Annotated in this window: 15 protein-coding genes; 7 read left to right on the forward strand and 8 right to left on the reverse strand. The window is 64.6% G+C overall.

All coding sequences use genetic code 11. From position 1 onward, the window contains the following. Positions 1–24 precede the first annotated feature (24 nt). Positions 25–600: a hypothetical protein gene (locus tag AB0J29_RS23975; RefSeq protein WP_364790212.1), complete on the forward strand. Its 576-nt coding sequence runs from the start codon at positions 25–27 to the stop codon at positions 598–600. A 233-nt stretch (positions 601–833) separates the two neighbouring features. Here AB0J29_RS23975 and AB0J29_RS23980 read toward each other — a convergent pair whose 3' ends face one another. Beyond that, a complete protein-coding gene (locus tag AB0J29_RS23980) occupies positions 834–1376 on the reverse strand; it encodes a TetR/AcrR family transcriptional regulator (protein ID WP_364790215.1) in 543 nt (180 codons plus the stop codon). Between the two features lie 99 nt (positions 1377–1475). Between AB0J29_RS23980 and AB0J29_RS23985 the strand changes: the two genes are divergently transcribed. Continuing rightward, positions 1476–1964, forward strand: a complete 489-nt coding sequence (locus AB0J29_RS23985) for a nuclear transport factor 2 family protein (protein WP_364790218.1) — start codon at positions 1476–1478, stop codon at positions 1962–1964. 111 nt (positions 1965–2075) lie between these two features. Further along, entirely contained in the window at positions 2076–2495 is a 420-nt protein-coding gene (locus AB0J29_RS23990; protein WP_364790221.1) for a DUF3592 domain-containing protein, read from the forward strand. A 303-nt stretch (positions 2496–2798) separates the two neighbouring features. Here the strand turns inward: AB0J29_RS23990 and dapC are convergent, their stop codons facing one another. The 3 genes from dapC to AB0J29_RS24005 all read right to left on the reverse strand — a co-directional run bounded on the left by dapC (position 2799) and on the right by AB0J29_RS24005 (position 7193). Beyond that, positions 2799–3944: a succinyldiaminopimelate transaminase gene (dapC, locus tag AB0J29_RS23995; protein ID WP_364790418.1), complete on the reverse strand. Its 1146-nt coding sequence runs from the start codon at positions 3942–3944 to the stop codon at positions 2799–2801. A gap of 71 nt (positions 3945–4015) precedes the next feature. Next, positions 4016–4339: a ferredoxin gene (gene fdxA, locus AB0J29_RS24000; protein WP_364493041.1), complete on the reverse strand. Its 324-nt coding sequence runs from the start codon at positions 4337–4339 to the stop codon at positions 4016–4018. A gap of 199 nt (positions 4340–4538) precedes the next feature. After that, the gene (locus AB0J29_RS24005; RefSeq protein ID WP_364790224.1) at positions 4539–7193 is read right to left on the reverse strand and encodes a bifunctional FO biosynthesis protein CofGH; all 2655 of its coding nucleotides are present in this window, start codon (positions 7191–7193) and stop codon (positions 4539–4541) included. A 197-nt stretch (positions 7194–7390) separates the two neighbouring features. On the opposite strand from AB0J29_RS24005, the gene AB0J29_RS24010 reads away from it, so the two are divergent. From AB0J29_RS24010 to AB0J29_RS24020, 3 genes are all read left to right on the forward strand, one after another. Then, positions 7391–8653, forward strand: coding sequence for a transposase (locus AB0J29_RS24010; protein WP_364790227.1), 1263 nt, complete (start codon positions 7391–7393; stop codon positions 8651–8653). Positions 8654–8754: 101 nt separating this feature from the next. Further along, a complete protein-coding gene (locus AB0J29_RS24015) occupies positions 8755–9252 on the forward strand; it encodes a PH domain-containing protein (protein ID WP_364790421.1) in 498 nt (165 codons plus the stop codon). Continuing rightward, the gene (locus AB0J29_RS24020) at positions 9249–10799 is read left to right on the forward strand and encodes a PH domain-containing protein (RefSeq protein ID WP_364790230.1); all 1551 of its coding nucleotides are present in this window, start codon (positions 9249–9251) and stop codon (positions 10797–10799) included. The genes AB0J29_RS24015 and AB0J29_RS24020 overlap by 4 nt, the downstream gene beginning before the upstream one ends. A gap of 73 nt (positions 10800–10872) precedes the next feature. Here AB0J29_RS24020 and AB0J29_RS24025 read toward each other — a convergent pair whose 3' ends face one another. Further along, the gene (locus tag AB0J29_RS24025) at positions 10873–11733 is read right to left on the reverse strand and encodes an alpha/beta hydrolase (RefSeq protein ID WP_364790233.1); all 861 of its coding nucleotides are present in this window, start codon (positions 11731–11733) and stop codon (positions 10873–10875) included. Positions 11734–11942: 209 nt separating this feature from the next. Between AB0J29_RS24025 and AB0J29_RS24030 the strand changes: the two genes are divergently transcribed. Then, positions 11943–13718 carry an APC family permease gene (locus tag AB0J29_RS24030; protein ID WP_364790424.1) on the forward strand — a complete coding sequence of 592 codons (1776 nt, stop codon included), beginning with the start codon at positions 11943–11945 and terminating at the stop codon, positions 13716–13718. A gap of 198 nt (positions 13719–13916) precedes the next feature. Here AB0J29_RS24030 and AB0J29_RS24035 read toward each other — a convergent pair whose 3' ends face one another. From AB0J29_RS24035 to AB0J29_RS24045, 3 genes are all read right to left on the reverse strand, one after another. After that, positions 13917–14336, reverse strand: coding sequence for a hypothetical protein (locus AB0J29_RS24035; protein WP_364790236.1), 420 nt, complete (start codon positions 14334–14336; stop codon positions 13917–13919). A 156-nt stretch (positions 14337–14492) separates the two neighbouring features. Further along, complete coding sequence (locus AB0J29_RS24040; RefSeq protein WP_364790239.1) at positions 14493–14651, reverse strand: hypothetical protein; 159 nt, start codon at positions 14649–14651, stop codon at positions 14493–14495. Positions 14652–14671: 20 nt separating this feature from the next. Beyond that, entirely contained in the window at positions 14672–16138 is a 1467-nt protein-coding gene (locus AB0J29_RS24045) for an amino acid permease (protein WP_364790242.1), read from the reverse strand. Positions 16139–16164: the final 26 nt, after the last annotated feature.

The following is a 16164-nucleotide window of genomic DNA, read 5'->3' on the forward strand; positions in this document are numbered from 1 at the left end:
CCGCAGCGCGGGAGGTCGGTAGGAATGATGTTGCGCGCTGGCCTGCCGGACGTATGCGCCGATCACGGCCGCCCTGCTGTCGAATCCCGAAAAGGCTCGCCCGGTTTCTACGCCAGTGGCGACCAATTCGGGGCTCGCAGCGTATTGAAATTCGGCTACACCATGAACAATGGGTACGCCAGGCCAAAGCTCCGAGACTTGCCGAAAATTCCGGAGCTCGGCATTCGGAAGGCACTCCGGGGACGTCCGATCAATAGCGAAGCTGTCTTCGTACACGGCGAATGGCCGATTTGTGCAAGCTGCCACCGCCGCGCCCTGGTATTCCGCTGGATCGGCTACTTCCTTGTGCTGTGCGCGATGCTCACCATTGTGGCCCTGGTCGTTGCGCGACAACGGGATCTGGAGAACCTGCTACTTCCGCTGGCGTTTGTCGTGATCCCGGGTTGGCTTCCGATCGGCCTACTCCTCACCGTGGCCGTATTCGATCGTTCGTCAACCCACGTCCACGCCCGGATCACCGCCGACAGGCGGTACATCGTGATCCGGGCACATCCGCGCTTCGCGACCGTCGCAAGCCGAAAGAAAGACTCAGGACTTTGAATTCGCCGTCAGGCGCTGGGCGGCGGCCTCGATGCGTTCGTCGGAGGCATTCAGCGCAATGTGCATGCACTCCCCGCGCTCGGCCAAGTCACCGAGTGGTGCGAGCCGAGGAATCCAGCGCCACCGGTGACGACGATGCGGTTGCCGGTGTGCGCGGATTCTTCCTGGTCAGGCCGTGGCACCGTGGGGCATTGTGACCGGATCATCGACGACCTACGTCGTGGCGCTGCAGGTCACCGAGATAGCCCGGTGAGCACGACGTCGATGGCGCGGTTCAGGATGTCAGGCCGCACCGGTATCGTCGCTGACGCTTGAGCCAGCCCGCGGATCAGCAGATAGACCTCCTCGACCGTAACCGAAGGACGCACCGCGCCGACCTCCTGCGCCTGCCGCAGGACCTCGCCGACCACGACCTTCAGCCGTTTCGACGCGGTGGCTGCGCCGTCCGGGACCCCCTTGCGGTCGGCCAACGTCGAGACCAGTGTCAATTTCGTGGCGCCGGTTTCGATCATCACCCGCACCAGGGTGCGCCATGCCACGGCCGGGTCTGCGTCAACGACGAGCGCGTGGGCGCGTTCGGTGAGCTGATCGAAATGTCGCAGCAGCGCCGCCTCGATCAACTCCTCCTTGGTGGGGAAGTGACGAAAGACCGTGGCGATGCCGACGCCGGCCCGCCGGGCCACCTCCTCGGTCGATCCGGAGCCCCCGTGCGCACCGAAGACGTCCTCGGCCGCGGTCAGGATCCGTTCCCGGTTCTCCCGCGCGTCCTGGCGCATTCGGACCTCCCTTCAGTCTCCGGTTCGGCACTTTAATCCGGAGTCTGGACTTCGGTACAGTTACCGAAGTCCAGACTCCGATTATTTCAAAGGAACGCCATGCCAGAGCCGTCGACGCCAGCCGATGTTGTCCGCGCCGTTGCCGCCGGGGTCAACCGCTTGGTCTCCCGCAACCTCACCGAGCAGGAGAAACAGGCGCAACTGGATCATCTCGCCAGCCTCTACGCCGAACAGACCGATGTGCGACACCCCTTCGCACCGCTCGGCGACACACCGTTGCACACCCGCGCCGAGCTACGTCGCCACTTCGCCGAGGGACCGGCCCGGGTAAGCGGAGCCGACCGGTTCGAGCCGGTGGGGCAGGTCCACGAAACCGCTGATCCCGAGGTGGTCATCTACGAATTCAGCTACACCGGTTCGGCGAACGGCCGCCCTTTCTCAATCCCGTGCATCTTCGTGGTGCGGGTCCGTGATGGCCTCATCGTCGAATCCCGCGACTACAGCGACCACGTGGGCCTGGCCCGAGCCTTCGGCCGACTCGACAACCTGGCCACCGCACTGGTAGGTACTCCCCCGCCCGGTCCATAGAAGTCACCGGATGCGGCGAGAACCCCGACCCTTGCCCCGCCGCCGCATGATCAACGGGACGTGACGGAGCGTGTGTGCCGGGCCGACCACAGGCGGTCTAATGTTCTGGTCATGGAGACCGACACCTGGATGGCCATCGGGTTTACGGTCTTGGGGATTTTTCTGTTCGTCAACGGCATCTGGCAGCTACGGCAGGTGCGTGACCGTCGGCGGCATTGGAAGCGCCACCGGAGTGAGGTCATAGATTATGTCTGGGAATCGAGTTCGTCGAGTTCATCGATCCAATATTGGATTCTGCGATGGGTCGACGAGCACGGGGTGCCACGGACTGCCAAGAACCCGACCGGGAGTTCGGGCGGAACCCTGCGCAGCTTTCCGTTCCCGGTCGAGATCCTGGTCGATCCTGCGGACCCGGAGCGGGCTCAGATAGCCGGTGGCAGGCACTCGGGTGTTGCTGCGGGCATCGCCGCATTGGTGGTCGGACTCCTGTTCATCGGGTTGGGCACGCTACTCGGTGTCGTCGAAGCCTGATCGTCCTGACATTGCCGCCGAGCGGGCATCGACTGATGCCACCCGGAGAATTCATGGCCACCAGGCCGGACAAAGGGTGTCCACCGGCAACGAACGATTTATGGCATCGCATCGACGAAATGGCACCTGATGGTCGAATCACCTGGCAATACACCGATTCCGCCGTGATCGAGATTCGCGCCGTACTCATCCGCCGAGTGGGAACACTCGACATCTACCGAAGTCCATGACCCCAGCGGTGTGAGCTACATCGTGATCCGGGCACACCCGCGCTTCGCGACCGCCGCAAACCGAAAGAGAAACTCAGGACTCTGAGTTCGCCGTCAGGCGCTGCGCCGCGGCCTCGATGCGTTCGTCGGAGGCGGTCAGTGCGATGCGCACGTACTCCCCCGCGCCCGGTCCATAGAAGTCACCGGGTGCCGCGAGAATGCCGCGTTCGGCCAGCCAGTCCAGGGTGGTGCGGCACGGCTCGCCCCTGGTGGACCACAGGTAGAGGCCCGCCTCGGAGTGATCGATCCGGAAACCGGCGTCCTGCAACGCCTTTCGCAGCACATCACGACGCGCACGGTAGCGCTCCCGTTGCCGCGCTTCATGGGCGTCGTCACCGAGTGCGGCGGTCATGGCCGCCTGGATCGGGAACGGCACCATCATGCCGGAGTGCTTACGCACCTCTAGCAATTCGGTGACGAGTTCCGCATCGCCTGCCACGAATCCGGCCCGGTAGCTGGCCAGGTTGGAGGTCTTCGAGAGCGAATGCATCGCGAGCAGACCGGTGTGGTCGCCATCGCAAACCTCGGGGTCGAGGATCGAGACAGCCCGACCTTCCCAAGCCAGGCCGAGGTAGCACTCGTCGGAAGCCACGATCGTGCCGCGCTCACGCGCGAACTGCACCACCTTGCGCAGATGCTCGACACCGAGCACCTTCCCCGTCGGGTTCGACGGCGAGTTCACATAGATAAGGGCAGGCGATTGCGGACCCAACCGAGTCAGGCCATCCGCCCGCACCACCTTGGCACCGGCCAGCAGCGCACCCACCTCATAGGTCGGGTAGGCGACCTCTGGAATGACGACCAGGTCGTCCGCGCCGAGGCCGAGCAGCCGCGGCAGTCCGGCGATCAGTTCCTTGGTGCCGATCACCGGCAGCACCGCGGCCGGGTCGAGTCCGGTGATCCCGTACCGCCGCTTCAGTGCGTCGACCGCCGCGGCCCGCAGTTCGGGCGTACCGTGCGTGGTCGGATAGCCGGGCACCTCGGCGACCGAACTCAGTGCCGCGCGGATCAGCGGGTCCACCGGATCGACCGGGGTGCCGACCGACAGGTCGACGATCCCGTCCGGATGCGCGGCGGCCTTCGCCTTCACTGTCGCGATGGTGTCCCAGGGGAAATCCGGCAGCAGACCGCTGAGCGGTGTCCGACGGCTGCGGGAGTGGGCCCCTCCGTGGTTACGCAGGCTGCCTCCTCCGGGGCCGTCACTCCCGCCGCGGCGACGCGGTGACACAGAACTCACTCAGTACCCAATACTCATTCGGTCGCCATCGGCGGCAGCTGCTTGATGAGCGGCGGGTCGTAATCCACCTTGCCGACCTTCGTCGCACCGCCGGGCGAACCCAGCTCGTCGAAGAAGTCGACATTGGCATTCACGTATCCGCTCCACTGGTCCGGGGTGTCGTCTTCATAGAAGATCGCCTCCACCGGGCACACCGGCTCACATGCACCACAGTCCACGCACTCGTCGGGATGGATGTACAGCATGCGACCACCCTCGTAGATACAGTCCACGGGGCATTCTTCGATGCATGCCTTGTCCTTCACGTCAACGCACGGTTCAGCGATGATGTACGGCACTGCCGCTCTCCTAGTCTGTCCTCACAGGGATAGTCCGCCCAGCGTCACATTATCCCGATAGCCCAGGTTACTCCAGGCCAGCCTGCCCTAACTAACTTCGTCCCGCGTGCCACTCGCTGGATTCGAAACACCCCGGCATCCGCGCGTTTGCGAATCGTCGGAGCGCGACGTCCGGGAATCCGGTATCGACCCGGTGCCGCTAGCCCACCGTCAGTGGCAGCGACGTGGAGATCTTCCGTGGTGGTACCCCATAAGTGGTGGTGCGCTCGCGCACGGGCCGGCCGATACCCTCGGCGATCTCGGCGAGTTCCGCGACGGTCTTGGCGGAGCCGTGTTGCGATCCGGCCATGCGGGAGATGGTCTCCTCCATCAAGGTCCCGCCCAGGTCGTTGGCACCGCCGTTGAGCATTATCCGGGTGCCCACTGTGCCGAGTTTCACCCAGCTGGTCTGGATGTTATCGATGCGGCCGTGCAACATGATCCGCGCGAGGGCGTGCACCGCGCGGTTGTCCCGAATGGTCGGGCCCGGCCGCGCCGCACCGGCCAGGTACAGCGGTGCGCTCTGGTGCACGAACGGCAGCAGGACGAATTCGGTGAAACCGCCTGTCTCGTCCTGGATTCCGCGCAGCACCCGCAGATGTCCGACCCAGTGCTGGGGATTGTCGACGTGGCCGTACATCATCGTGGAACTCGAACGCACGCCTACCTGATGTGCGGTGGTGATCACCTCGACCCATGCGGAGGTCGGCAGCTTGCCCTTGGTGAGCACCCAGCGCACCTCGTCGTCGAGGATCTCCGCGGCCGTCCCGGGAATTGTGTCCAGCCCGGCTTCCTTCAGCGCGACCAGCCAGTCGCGGATACTCTGCCCACCGCGCGAGGCGCCGTTCACGATCTCCATCGGGCTGAACGCGTGCACATGCATCGATGGCACCCGCTGTTTGATCGCACGCACCAGATCGGCATAGCCGGTGACCGGGAGGTCGGGATCGATGCCGCCCTGCATGCAGATTTCGGTCGCGCCGTCGACGTGCGCCTCCCAGGCGCGGTCGGCGACCTCGTCCATGCTCAGGGTGAAGGCGTCGGCATCGCCCTTGCGCTGGGCGAATGCGCAAAAGCGGCAGCCGGTGTAGCAGATATTGGTGAAGTTGATATTCCGGTTCACCACGTAGGTGACATCGTCGCCATTGACATCGCGGCGCAGTTGGTCGGCGAGTGCGGCCACCGCATCCAATGCTGGTCCGTCGGCCGTTGCCAGCGCGAGGTATTCGGCATCGGTGAGCCCGGCCGGATCGTTCTCGGCGGCACGCAGCGCGGCGAGCACATCGGAGTCGAGCCGCTCGGGTGCCGTGACGGCGAGGTCCCTGGCCTGTTCGCGAATGGTGTCCCAGTCACCGAAGGCCCCGACGACATCGGTGTCGGATCGGCGGCGTTCAGGGGTTCCTCCGTGGTTACCCGGGCTGCCACCGCCGAGTGCGGAATCGCTGCGGCTCTCGGTATTGCGGCCCTCGGTATCGATCGAGGTATTGAGGTCGATGCGGCCCGCGGATTCCCACGACTCGTCCGGTTCCTGCCAGGGCAGCCCAACCGGAACCGCGTCCGGATTCGCCAGACCGGTTTTCGGATCGGTGAGCGCGGCGACGTGTACGCCGATGCGCGGATCGACCCAAGGGTTGCCCGCGCGCACGTATTTCGGGTGCGCCGAGGTGCGTTCGACGAGTTGGTAGCCTGCGGCCTCGGTGATTTCGCGCAGCGTATCTAGGTTCGGCCAGGGCCGTTCCGGATTCACGTGGTCGGGGGTGACCGGCGAGACGCCGCCCCAGTCATCGATGCCCGCATCGATCAGGGCCTGACATTCCGCGTGCGATACCAGATTCGGCGGCGCCTGCACCGGAACGTCGGGACCGAGCAGCAGCCGGGTGACCGCGATGGTGGCCAGGAACTCGGTCATACCCGCGTCCGGAACGTCGCGCATGGCGGTGTCGTCCTTGGCACGGAAGTTCTGGATGATCACTTCCTGGATATGCCCGAATGCCTTGTGCTGCTTGCGAATCGCCATGATCGACTCGGCGCGCTCGGTCAGCGTTTCGCCGATGCCGACCAGAATGCCGGTGGTGTAGGGCACCGAAAGCCGACCGGCATCGGTAATCGCGCGCAGCCGCACCGCCGGATCCTTATCCGGACTTCCGTAATGGCAGTTGCCCTTTTCGGAGAACAGGCGGGTGGCGGTGGTCTCGAGCATCATGCCCATGGACTGCGCCACCGGCTTGAGCCGCGAGATCTCCGCCCAGCTCATCACGCCCGGATTCAGATGCGGCAGCAGACCGGTCTCCTCGAGCACCATGATCGAAACGGCGCGCAAGTAATCCAGGGTGGAGTCGTAGCCGCGTTCGTCGAGCCACTGCGCGGCCTCCGGCCAGCGGTCCTCGGGCCGGTCGCCGAGAGTGAACAGCGCCTCTTTGCAGCCGAGCTCGGCACCGCGGCGCGCGATATCCAGCACCTCGTCGGGCTCCAGGAACATGCCTTTACCCTCGGCACGCAGCTTGCCCGGCACCGTGACGAAGGTGCAGTAGTGGCATTTGTCCCGGCAGAGCTTGGTCAGCGGGATGAAGACATTGCGCGAATAGCTGATGGTCTTCGGCCGACCCGCCGATTCCAGTCCGGCATCGCGCACCCGGGCGGCGCTGCGACACAGGTCGACGAGGTCCTCGCCGCGTGCGTGCAACAGCACGGCCGCCTCGTCCACATTCAGTGTCACGCCGTCGCGGGCCCGCCGCAGCGCACGGCGCATTGCCGATGGCGTAGGCGGTGTTGGCGGGACGCTCGGGGTCGCTAGCTCGGTCACGCCCTCGATCATGCGCTACACATCCGGACATGTCTCCCTTCGATGCTTCGAGCGAAGACAACCGTGCACCACGCCACAGTATTCCGCGTCAGCGATACAGTTGACTCCAGTCCTCGAGTCCGCGTCGATGCACCACTGGCCACGACTGCGAATAACCACGAAGATGTCAGCTGTCCAATGTGTCGGACCCTGGTGTAAGGATCGACGACATGCAGCTGCGGTACAACTTTCGCCTCTACCCCACTCGCAGCCAAAAGCAGTCGTTGGCACAGGCGTTCGGCTGCGCGCGAGTAGTGTTCAACGACGCATTGGCTGCGCGACGGCAGGCATACGCGGAAGGACGGTGTATCTCGAACGCGGAATTATCGAGGGCACTCACCCAAGCTAAGCAGACACCGGAGCGCGCATGGTTGGCCAAGACATCCAGTGTTGTGTTGCAGCAGGCCCTGGCCGACCTGAACACCGCCTACCACAACTTCTTCGCATCGATGTCGGGAAAGCGCAAGGGCTCTAAGATCGCAGCACCACGGTTTCGGTCTCGCCGCGACCATCGGCAATCAATCCGATTCACCCGCAACGCGCGCTTTACTGTTACCGCTGCAGACAAGCTACGGCTTCCCAAGATCGGAGACATTGCAGTCGCCTGGTCTCGGCGATTGCCGTCGCAGCCATCGTCGGTCACGATCATCAAAGATGCCGCCGACAGGTACTTCGCGTCATTCGTAGTCGAAGTGACCACTTGTCCATTGCCCACGTCGGATTCCGAGGTCGGTATCGACCTTGGTTTGACGAGATTCGCGGTTCTGTCGAATGGAAAGATCATAGACAATCCACGAGTGCTGCGCCGAGCCGAACGCAAGCTGAAGAGGGCACACCGGGCACTGTCACGCAGGAGGAAGGGCAGCAAGAACTACGCCAAGGCCCGGGTGCAGCTTGCCAGGGCCTATGGCAAAGTCGCCGACACACGCCGCGACTTCGCACACAAATATTCCACTGCGATCGTCCGCGAGAACCAAGCGGTCTACGTCGAGGATCTTTGTGTCACGGGCCTGGCACGTACTCGCCTGGCGAAGTCGGTACACGACGCCGGGTGGGGGATGTTCATCCGGATGATCGAAGAGAAGGCCGCCCGATATGGGCGGAGTTTCGCCAAGATCAGCCGATGGTACCCATCGTCCCAGGTCTGCTCGCGGTGTGGAGCAGCAGGCGGAAGCAAACCATTGCAAATCCGATCGTGGACATGCCGCTGTGGCGCAGTACACGACCGCGATCACAATGCCGCGATCAATATCCTCGCCGCTGGGCAGGCGGAGAGGCTAAGCGCCTGTGGAGCGCAGGTAAGTCCGACAGCGATGCCGGCGCAGCGTGTCGAAGCAGGAACCCACCGGTACGATTCGGCCCCACTTGGAGTCCGTGGTCTGTATACCGGCGAGGATGCCAAACATCCTGGGCTGTCTTTCCAGTACTTATGAGCGATGATAACTTCGCGCAGCATTCCAGGTTGTCCGGGCGAATTACTCCCATGCAGGTAGGTGGATTGGGGGCGGAGCGAGGACGTGCAACCATGGCTAGCATGTCGCCGCCGCACACGATCATGGCCGACCCCGCCTGGCGTCCGAGCACCAAGGCCAAGCTCTTGTGGACGATTCAGGCCGCGCTGGGGTGGGTGATTCCCGTCGTGGCACTGACCGTCTGGGTTGTCGCCGACTCCGGGCATCGCGGTGCGCAGTTGGTGGTGTTCGCGGTGGGGCTCGTGCTCGCGGCCGCGAGCATCGGGGTGATGCCGCTGTGGCGGTATGCGGTGCATCGGTGGGAGGTGACCGATGAGGCGGTGTATACCCGGATCGGGTGGTTGACGGTGGAGAGCCGGGTGGCGCCCATCTCCCGGGTGCAGACCGTCGATACCGAGCGCGGGCCGCTGGAGCGAATTCTCGGGCTGGCGACGGTGACCGTGACGACGGCGTCCTCGGCCGGTGCGGTGCGGATCTCCGCGCTCGATCTCCCGGTCGCCGAACAGACCGTCACGCGGCTGACCGAAATCGCGGCATTGCACCGCGGGGATGCGACGTGAATTCGCACCTACCGGAGACCGATCTCGTGCCGGAGACAGCGCAGCCGTGGTTGCGGCTGGATAAGCGAATGTTGTTGGTACATCCCATCAACGAGGTCGTGAAGTTCATTCCGGTGCTGATCGGATCGGTGCTTCTCGGCACCAATACCGGTAATCATCTGTGGGGGCTCATCGCGTTGGCGGCGATCGTCGGCTTCGCGCTGACGCGCTGGTTCACCACTACCTATCGGGTCGGGCCGACACATGTCGAGTTGCGGACCGGGTTGATTCAACGCAAGAAGCTGTCGGTACCGCGGTCACGGATCCGATCGGTCGATATCGAGGCCGATCTATTGCATCGGGTGCTCGGGCTGGCGGTGTTGGCGATAGGGACTGGGCAACACGCGGATTCGGGTGAGAAATTCAAGCTCGATGCGTTGGATGCGCATGTGGTGCCCGAGCTGCGGACCGTGTTGCTCGCGCACACCGCATCGGAATCCGCTGTTGGACAGCAGATTCCAATCGAGGATCCGCTCCGCAAAAACCTGCCGGTATCCGGGAGTGCTCGGGAGATCGGTCATTGGCGAGCGAGCTGGGTGCGTTACGCGCCACTGTCGCTGACCGGTTTCGCGATCATCGCACCCATCGTCGGTGTGGCATTTCAGTACGGGTTCGGCCAAATCATGTTCAGTTCGGACGCGGTGCTCCGTATCGAGGACAGCAGCGCGGTCCTCATCGCCGTCACCGTCGCACTGCTGGTCGTCGCGATCGTGGTGATTGTCAGTCTCGCGGCCTGTGCGCGTTATCTGACAACCTATTTCGGGCTGCGTGTACTCGACAACGACCGCACATTGCACCTGCGCCACGGACTGTTCACGACCCGGCAGATCACCCTGGATCTGGCTCGGTTCCGCGGCGCGACCGTCAACGAGCCGCTGCTGTTGCGCCTGGCCGGTGCCGCCGAGCTCGAAGCCATCATGACCGGCCAGAGCCCACGCCAGAAAATCCTGCCCCAGGCACCGCGTTCGGCGATCGAACGCACCCTCGCGCAATTGCTCGCCCCCCGGGGCACCAGGCCGCCCGACGATGCGACGGTCAGCACCGCACCGCTGATCGCGCACGGCCCGGCCGCGCGCCGCCGTCGATACACCCGCGCACTGAGCCCGATCCTGCTCCTCGCAGTGGCAATGCTGATCAGTTCCCGTGCCGGAGTGGACTTTTCACCATGGTGGTGGCTGCTGCCCGCACTCGCGGCCTCGATCGCCGTGGCGCTGGCCGCCGACCGTTACCGCGGCCTCGGCCACACCGTCCTGCCCGCCACCGACAGTAGTCCGGCCTGGCTCATCACCCGCTCGGGCTCGCTGCACCGGGACCGCGACTGCCTCGAAGCCCCTGGCATCATCGGCTGGACGGTCCGCCAATCCTTTTGGCAGCGCCGATCCGGCATCGCCACCGTCGTGGCCGCCACCGCAGCCGGCAAAAAGCGCTACCTCGTCGTCGACATTCCGCTCGAACAGGCCTGGTGCCTCATCGAATCGGCAACCCCCGGCCGCCTCGGCACCCGCTGAAAGCTGCACGCACATCCAGCGGCAGGTTGCCCGAGGTGGTCACTGCCTATGCGGCAGCGCATGGTGCACCGAGTCAACTTGCGGCCGAACGGGATCGGCTCGGATCGGCGAGGAAGTCGCGGAGTACGGCGGCCACCTGGTCCGGGGTTTCGACATTGGGTGCGTGCCCTGCGGTCTCGATCACTTCGATCCGCGCGCCCGCGGCGGCGTATCGGTCGATGGTGTTACGCCAACCGTAGAGGCTGTCGTATCTCCCGTGAATCACCAAGGCGGGCAGGCCGAGAGCGTGGATCTGCACATCCAGCGGCCGTGCCGCCAGCGCCCGCGGACGTTCGACCAGGACGGCGCGATAGGCGCGCCAGGACATGGCACGGTGATCCGAGCGCAGCTGGGACCAGCCCGTGCCGGTGGCATCCGGATCGAATCCGGATGCGAATCCGGTGGCCAGCGCGCGACGCAAAACCCAGCTGTTATTCAGCAGCGCATGCACGCTCTGCCCGATCGGCGCCAAGGCGAGCAGCCGCAGCACCGGGCGCATTGCCTGAAGAATTCGGAGCTCATCGCAGTCCGGGGCCTGGTCGACCACGACGACCTCGCTGACCCGACCTGACAGCTCGGCGAGTCCGAGCGCGCTGTCCGCACCCCACGAATGTCCGACCGCGGTGGCATCGGTGACATCGAGCTGCTGGAGTACCGCGGTCAGCATTTCGCTCTGCGAGCGCTGATCGAAACCGGGTTCTCCTGTGGTGCAACCGAATCCGAGCAGATCGACCCGGATCACCCGGTAGGTGTCGGCCAGCAGCGGGACCAGCCCGTCCCACCAGTGCACCGAGCCCTCGAACCCGTGCAGCAATACGATGGGCTTGCCATCGACGGGCCCGTCCTGCCGGACGTGGATTGCCCCGGCGGGCACCCGCACAAGTTCCCCGATCATGCGCCGTTCCATCTTCGCTCCGCACCTAGCTGTCTGAGACCGTCGGCTCCGAGAATAAAGCGCGACCGAGCCGAACCCGCGGCTCGACCCGACTCGCGTGGTGTCGCTGAGCGATTGCCAGCAGTCCGCCGAGTTCAATGGTGAGCGTGGTCGAGACCCCGACATCGCCGACGCGGGAGGTACCCATCGCCGATCGCCGCGTGCGGCGAATGCAGCGAGGCGACAGATATCGACTGACCGCGATCGGCGGTTTGGCGGCGTTATCGCTGGATGCGCTGACCAGCGTGGCGTATGGGCCCGAGGCGATCGTGCTGGTTCTGGTCGCGGCGGGTGCGGCGGCGGTGTCGTGGACGCTGCCGGTAACGCTGGCGATCTCGGCACTGTTGCTGGTACTGGTGCTGTCGTATCGGCAGGTTATCGCCGTACATCCGGACGGCGGCGGATCCTATGCGGTGGCGAAGAAGGATCTCGGTCGCGGTGCCAGTTTGCTCGCAGCAGCGAGTTTGGTGGTGGACTACGTGCTGACCGTCGCGGTGAGTCTCGCGGCCGGTGCGGCCAGTCTGGCCAGCGCGTTTCCGGTACTCGCTGATCATCTGCTGCTCATGACATTGACCGGACTCGCGGTGCTCACCGTGATCAATCTGATCGGGGTGGCCGAATCGGCGAAAGTGCTGATGGGGCCGGCACTGCTGTTCATCGTCTCGATCCTCGCGATGATCGTGATCGGACTGTTCCGCCCGGCGCCGGTCGCGGTGATCGGCACCGATCTCGGGCCGATCGTGCCGGTCGATACGGTCGGAATTCTGTTGCTGCTCAAGGCATTTTCGGCCGGGTGTTCGTCGCTGACCGGGGTCGAGGCGATCGCCAATGCAGTGCCATCGTTCCGCACGCCCGCGGTGCGACGGGCCCAGCACACCGAGGTCGCGCTCGGCGTGCTGCTGTGCACGATGCTGCTCGGTTCGGCGCTGCTCATCGACCGTTTTCACGCGGTGCCGCGCGGCGGTGTCACGCTGCTCGCGCAATTGTCAGCGGGGGCATTCGGGACCGGGTGGCCGTTCTACGTGACGAGTCTGGCCGTCACGCTGGCGCTGTGCCTGGCCGCGAATACCAGTTTCGGCGGACTGCCGGTGTTGCTGTCACTACTGGCGAAAGACCACCGGGTCGCGCACTTGTTCGCGTTGCGCTCCGAGCGCCCGGTATTCCGCTATGGCGTTGCGGCCCTTGCCATTCTGGCCGCCACCGTGCTGCTGATCGTGCGTGCCGAAACCCAACGCCTGCTACCGGTTTTCGCGGTCGGCGTCTTCATCGGATTCACCATCAGCCAGACGGGGCTGGTGCGGCACTGGCGTACACAGCGTGGCCCGGGTTGGATTCCGCGCGCCATGCTCAACGGCTTCGGCGCGCTGCTCACCGCTGTGGCCGCCGTGGTGCTGCTGATCGAGAAGTTCAGAGAAGGGGCGTGGCTACTGCTGATCATCGTGCCCGCGTTGATAACTCTGTTCGCCCGCACCGAAGACTATTACCGCAGCGTCGCCGATCAACTCAGCCTCGACCGAATCCCAGCCCTCCCATCGCAATCTCCGGATCAGGAACCGATGCTCATCGTCGTTCCGGTGGTCGCGGTCAGCGCGGTAACCGCCCGTGCCCTGCGCACCGCCCAAGCCTTCGACGGTGAAGTCGTTGCCGTCGCAGCCGAAATCGACGCCGCCGCCACCCGTCGACTCAGCAAGCAGTGGAAGCAATGGGATCCCGGCATTCCCCTCACCGTCCTCCCGAGCCCACATCGCAGTCTCATCAGCACCCTCGTTGGCTACGTCCGCACCCGAACCCGCACCGGCCGCCAAGTCACCGTTCTCCTGGCCCAGGTAGAAGCCGCTCGCTGGTATCACCGGTTCCTCCACAACCCGCGCGGCCCCGTCCTGGCCGCCACCCTCCGCGCCCGCACCGACGCCGTCATCGCCAGCCTGGCTATTCGCATCGACTGAGGCACCGGCGTCCGTGGGGTCACCTCCACCGACCGGATCCGAGTCACCCGAGACGGCGAATACGTTGTCCGCAACGAGGCTTTCGGCAATAACGACCCTGCCTGGATAGTCGCGGTGAACGTGGCGGAGCCCGGCGAGGTGCGGTGTGTGCGGTCTTCGCGCCGCCATCGCCACCCCGTCGCTCGGCGTCACCGAGAATCAGTGCGTGCTGAACAGGCCGGCGTTTGTTCGGAAGTAGATGTAGAGCAGGGGTGGGACCAAACCGCAGAACAGCAGGAGCAGGGTGCGCCAGTCGTTGACCAGCAAGATGTCGCCCCCTGGGCCGCTGACGGAGCAGAACAGGAATCCGAAGGTCCAGGCGACCAAGGGGAGGATCATCACGCTGACGCGCTGGGTTATCGAGCGGACTCCCATGACCAGGAGGATGTTCACTACGCCCGCCAGCACCGCGGACAGGGGGAAGGCGACGGTGTTGATGTAGGTGGGGAGGTAGAGGACTTCCAGGACGAGGGTGATCAAGGCATCCAGGACCAGGACGCTGATGATTACCGGGCCCAGAGGCAGAGTTTCGTGGGCACCGTAAGTGCGCTTCGATGCCTTGTCGAAGATGACGCTCACGGCTGCGCCTCGCTGACGCTCGGCTCCGCCGTGCGCGACGGCGCGCTGTGTTGATGGTTCACTCGCTGACGCTCACTCACGGCTGCGCCTCACTGACACTCGGCTCCACCATGCGCGACGGCGCGCTGTGTTGATGGTTCACTCGCTGACGCTCACTCACGCGACCGGCGCGAAACCGAGGAGGGTGAGCAGGTGGCTCTGCATATCGACGAACGCGTACAGCACCGACATGTAGAGGTCGTGCTGCTGCTGAGCGCCGGGGCGCAGGCTGTCCACGAAGGCAGCGATGGCGTTCTGCAGATCCCAGTTGTACATGATCGGAGTCTATTCCGAATTCACCCACCGTCGATGGGGATGTTCGCGACTACGGGGAACTCACCGGTGTAGCCCTTGCGCATCGCGGCGATCGCGAGCACCCGCTTGCGGGCGGCGAACCAGCCGATGATCAGCGCCGGGATGAGCACCATGAGGGAGGCGACGGTCCAGGTCCCGACCGGATAGTCGACGCCGGTGAGCACCACAACGAAGAACAGGAATACCAGCGTGATCAGGCCGGTCCACGGCGCACCCCACATGCGGAACTGCGGCCGCTGGAGTTTGCCCTGTTTCCACCAGCGCCACAGCTGCAGCTGGCACAGCACGATGGTGGCCCAGGACGCGATAATGCCGAGCGAGGCCATATTCAGCACGATCTCGAAGGCCCGCTCGGGCACGATGCCATTGAGCGCGATACCGCAGAGCGCGACCAAGCTGGTCAGCATGATGCCGCCATAGGGCACCCCGTTGCGGCCGATCACCCCGGTGAACTCAGGTGCGCTGCCGTTCATCGACATCGACCGCAGAATGCGCCCGGTGGAGTACAGACCCGCATTCAGACTGGAGAACGCTGCCGTCAGCACGACGACGTTCATGACGCTGCCGATAGCGGGAACCCCGAGCATGGTGAAGAAGGTGACGAACGGGCTCTCGCCGGACTTGTAGCTCGTGTAGGGCAACAACAGTCCGAGCAGCACGAGCGAGCCGACGTAGAAGACCGCGATCCGCAGGATGACCGAGTTGATCGCGCGCGGCATGATCTTCGCTGGATTCTCCGTTTCGCCCGCCGCGGTGCCGACCAATTCCACAGCGGCATAAGCGAATACGACACCAGAGGTGACCACGACCAACGGCAGGATCCCGGTCGGGAACCCGCCGCCGTGATCGGTGACGACGCTCGGACCGGTCGCCGCACCATTGACGGTGAATCGGCCGATCAGAAATACCGTGCCGATGATCAGGAACGCGCTCAACGCGGCCACCTTGACCAGAGCGGCCCAGAATTCCATCTCCCCGAACCACTTGACCGAGACCAGATTGACCGCGAGCACGAGCACCAGCGCGATGAACGCAAGCACCCATTGCGGAATATGCGTGAATCCGGCCCAGTAGTGAAAATATTGGGCAATCGCGGTGGTATCGGCGATTCCGGTCATCGACCAGTTGAGGAAGTACATCCATCCGGCGATGAATGCGGCCTTTTCACCGAAGAATTCGCGGGCATAGGAAACGAATGAACCGGACGACGGCCGGTGCAGCACCAGCTCACCGAGCGCACGCAGAATGAAGAACACGAATACACCACAGACCGCGTAGACCAGGAACAGCGCTGGTCCAGCACTCGCGAGCCGACCACCCGCCCCCAGGAACAGACCGGTTCCGATCGCGCCGCCGATGGCGATCATTTGGAGCTGACGCGGTTTGAGACTCTTGTGGTAGCCGTGATCCTCGATACTGAGGTGAGGCTTGTCGCCGACCGCTGTCATGAACCGCTATACCCTCCACATGGATG

Source organism: Nocardia sp. NPDC049707, from assembly GCF_040674855.1.
Classification (GTDB): domain Bacteria; phylum Actinomycetota; class Actinomycetes; order Mycobacteriales; family Mycobacteriaceae; genus Nocardia.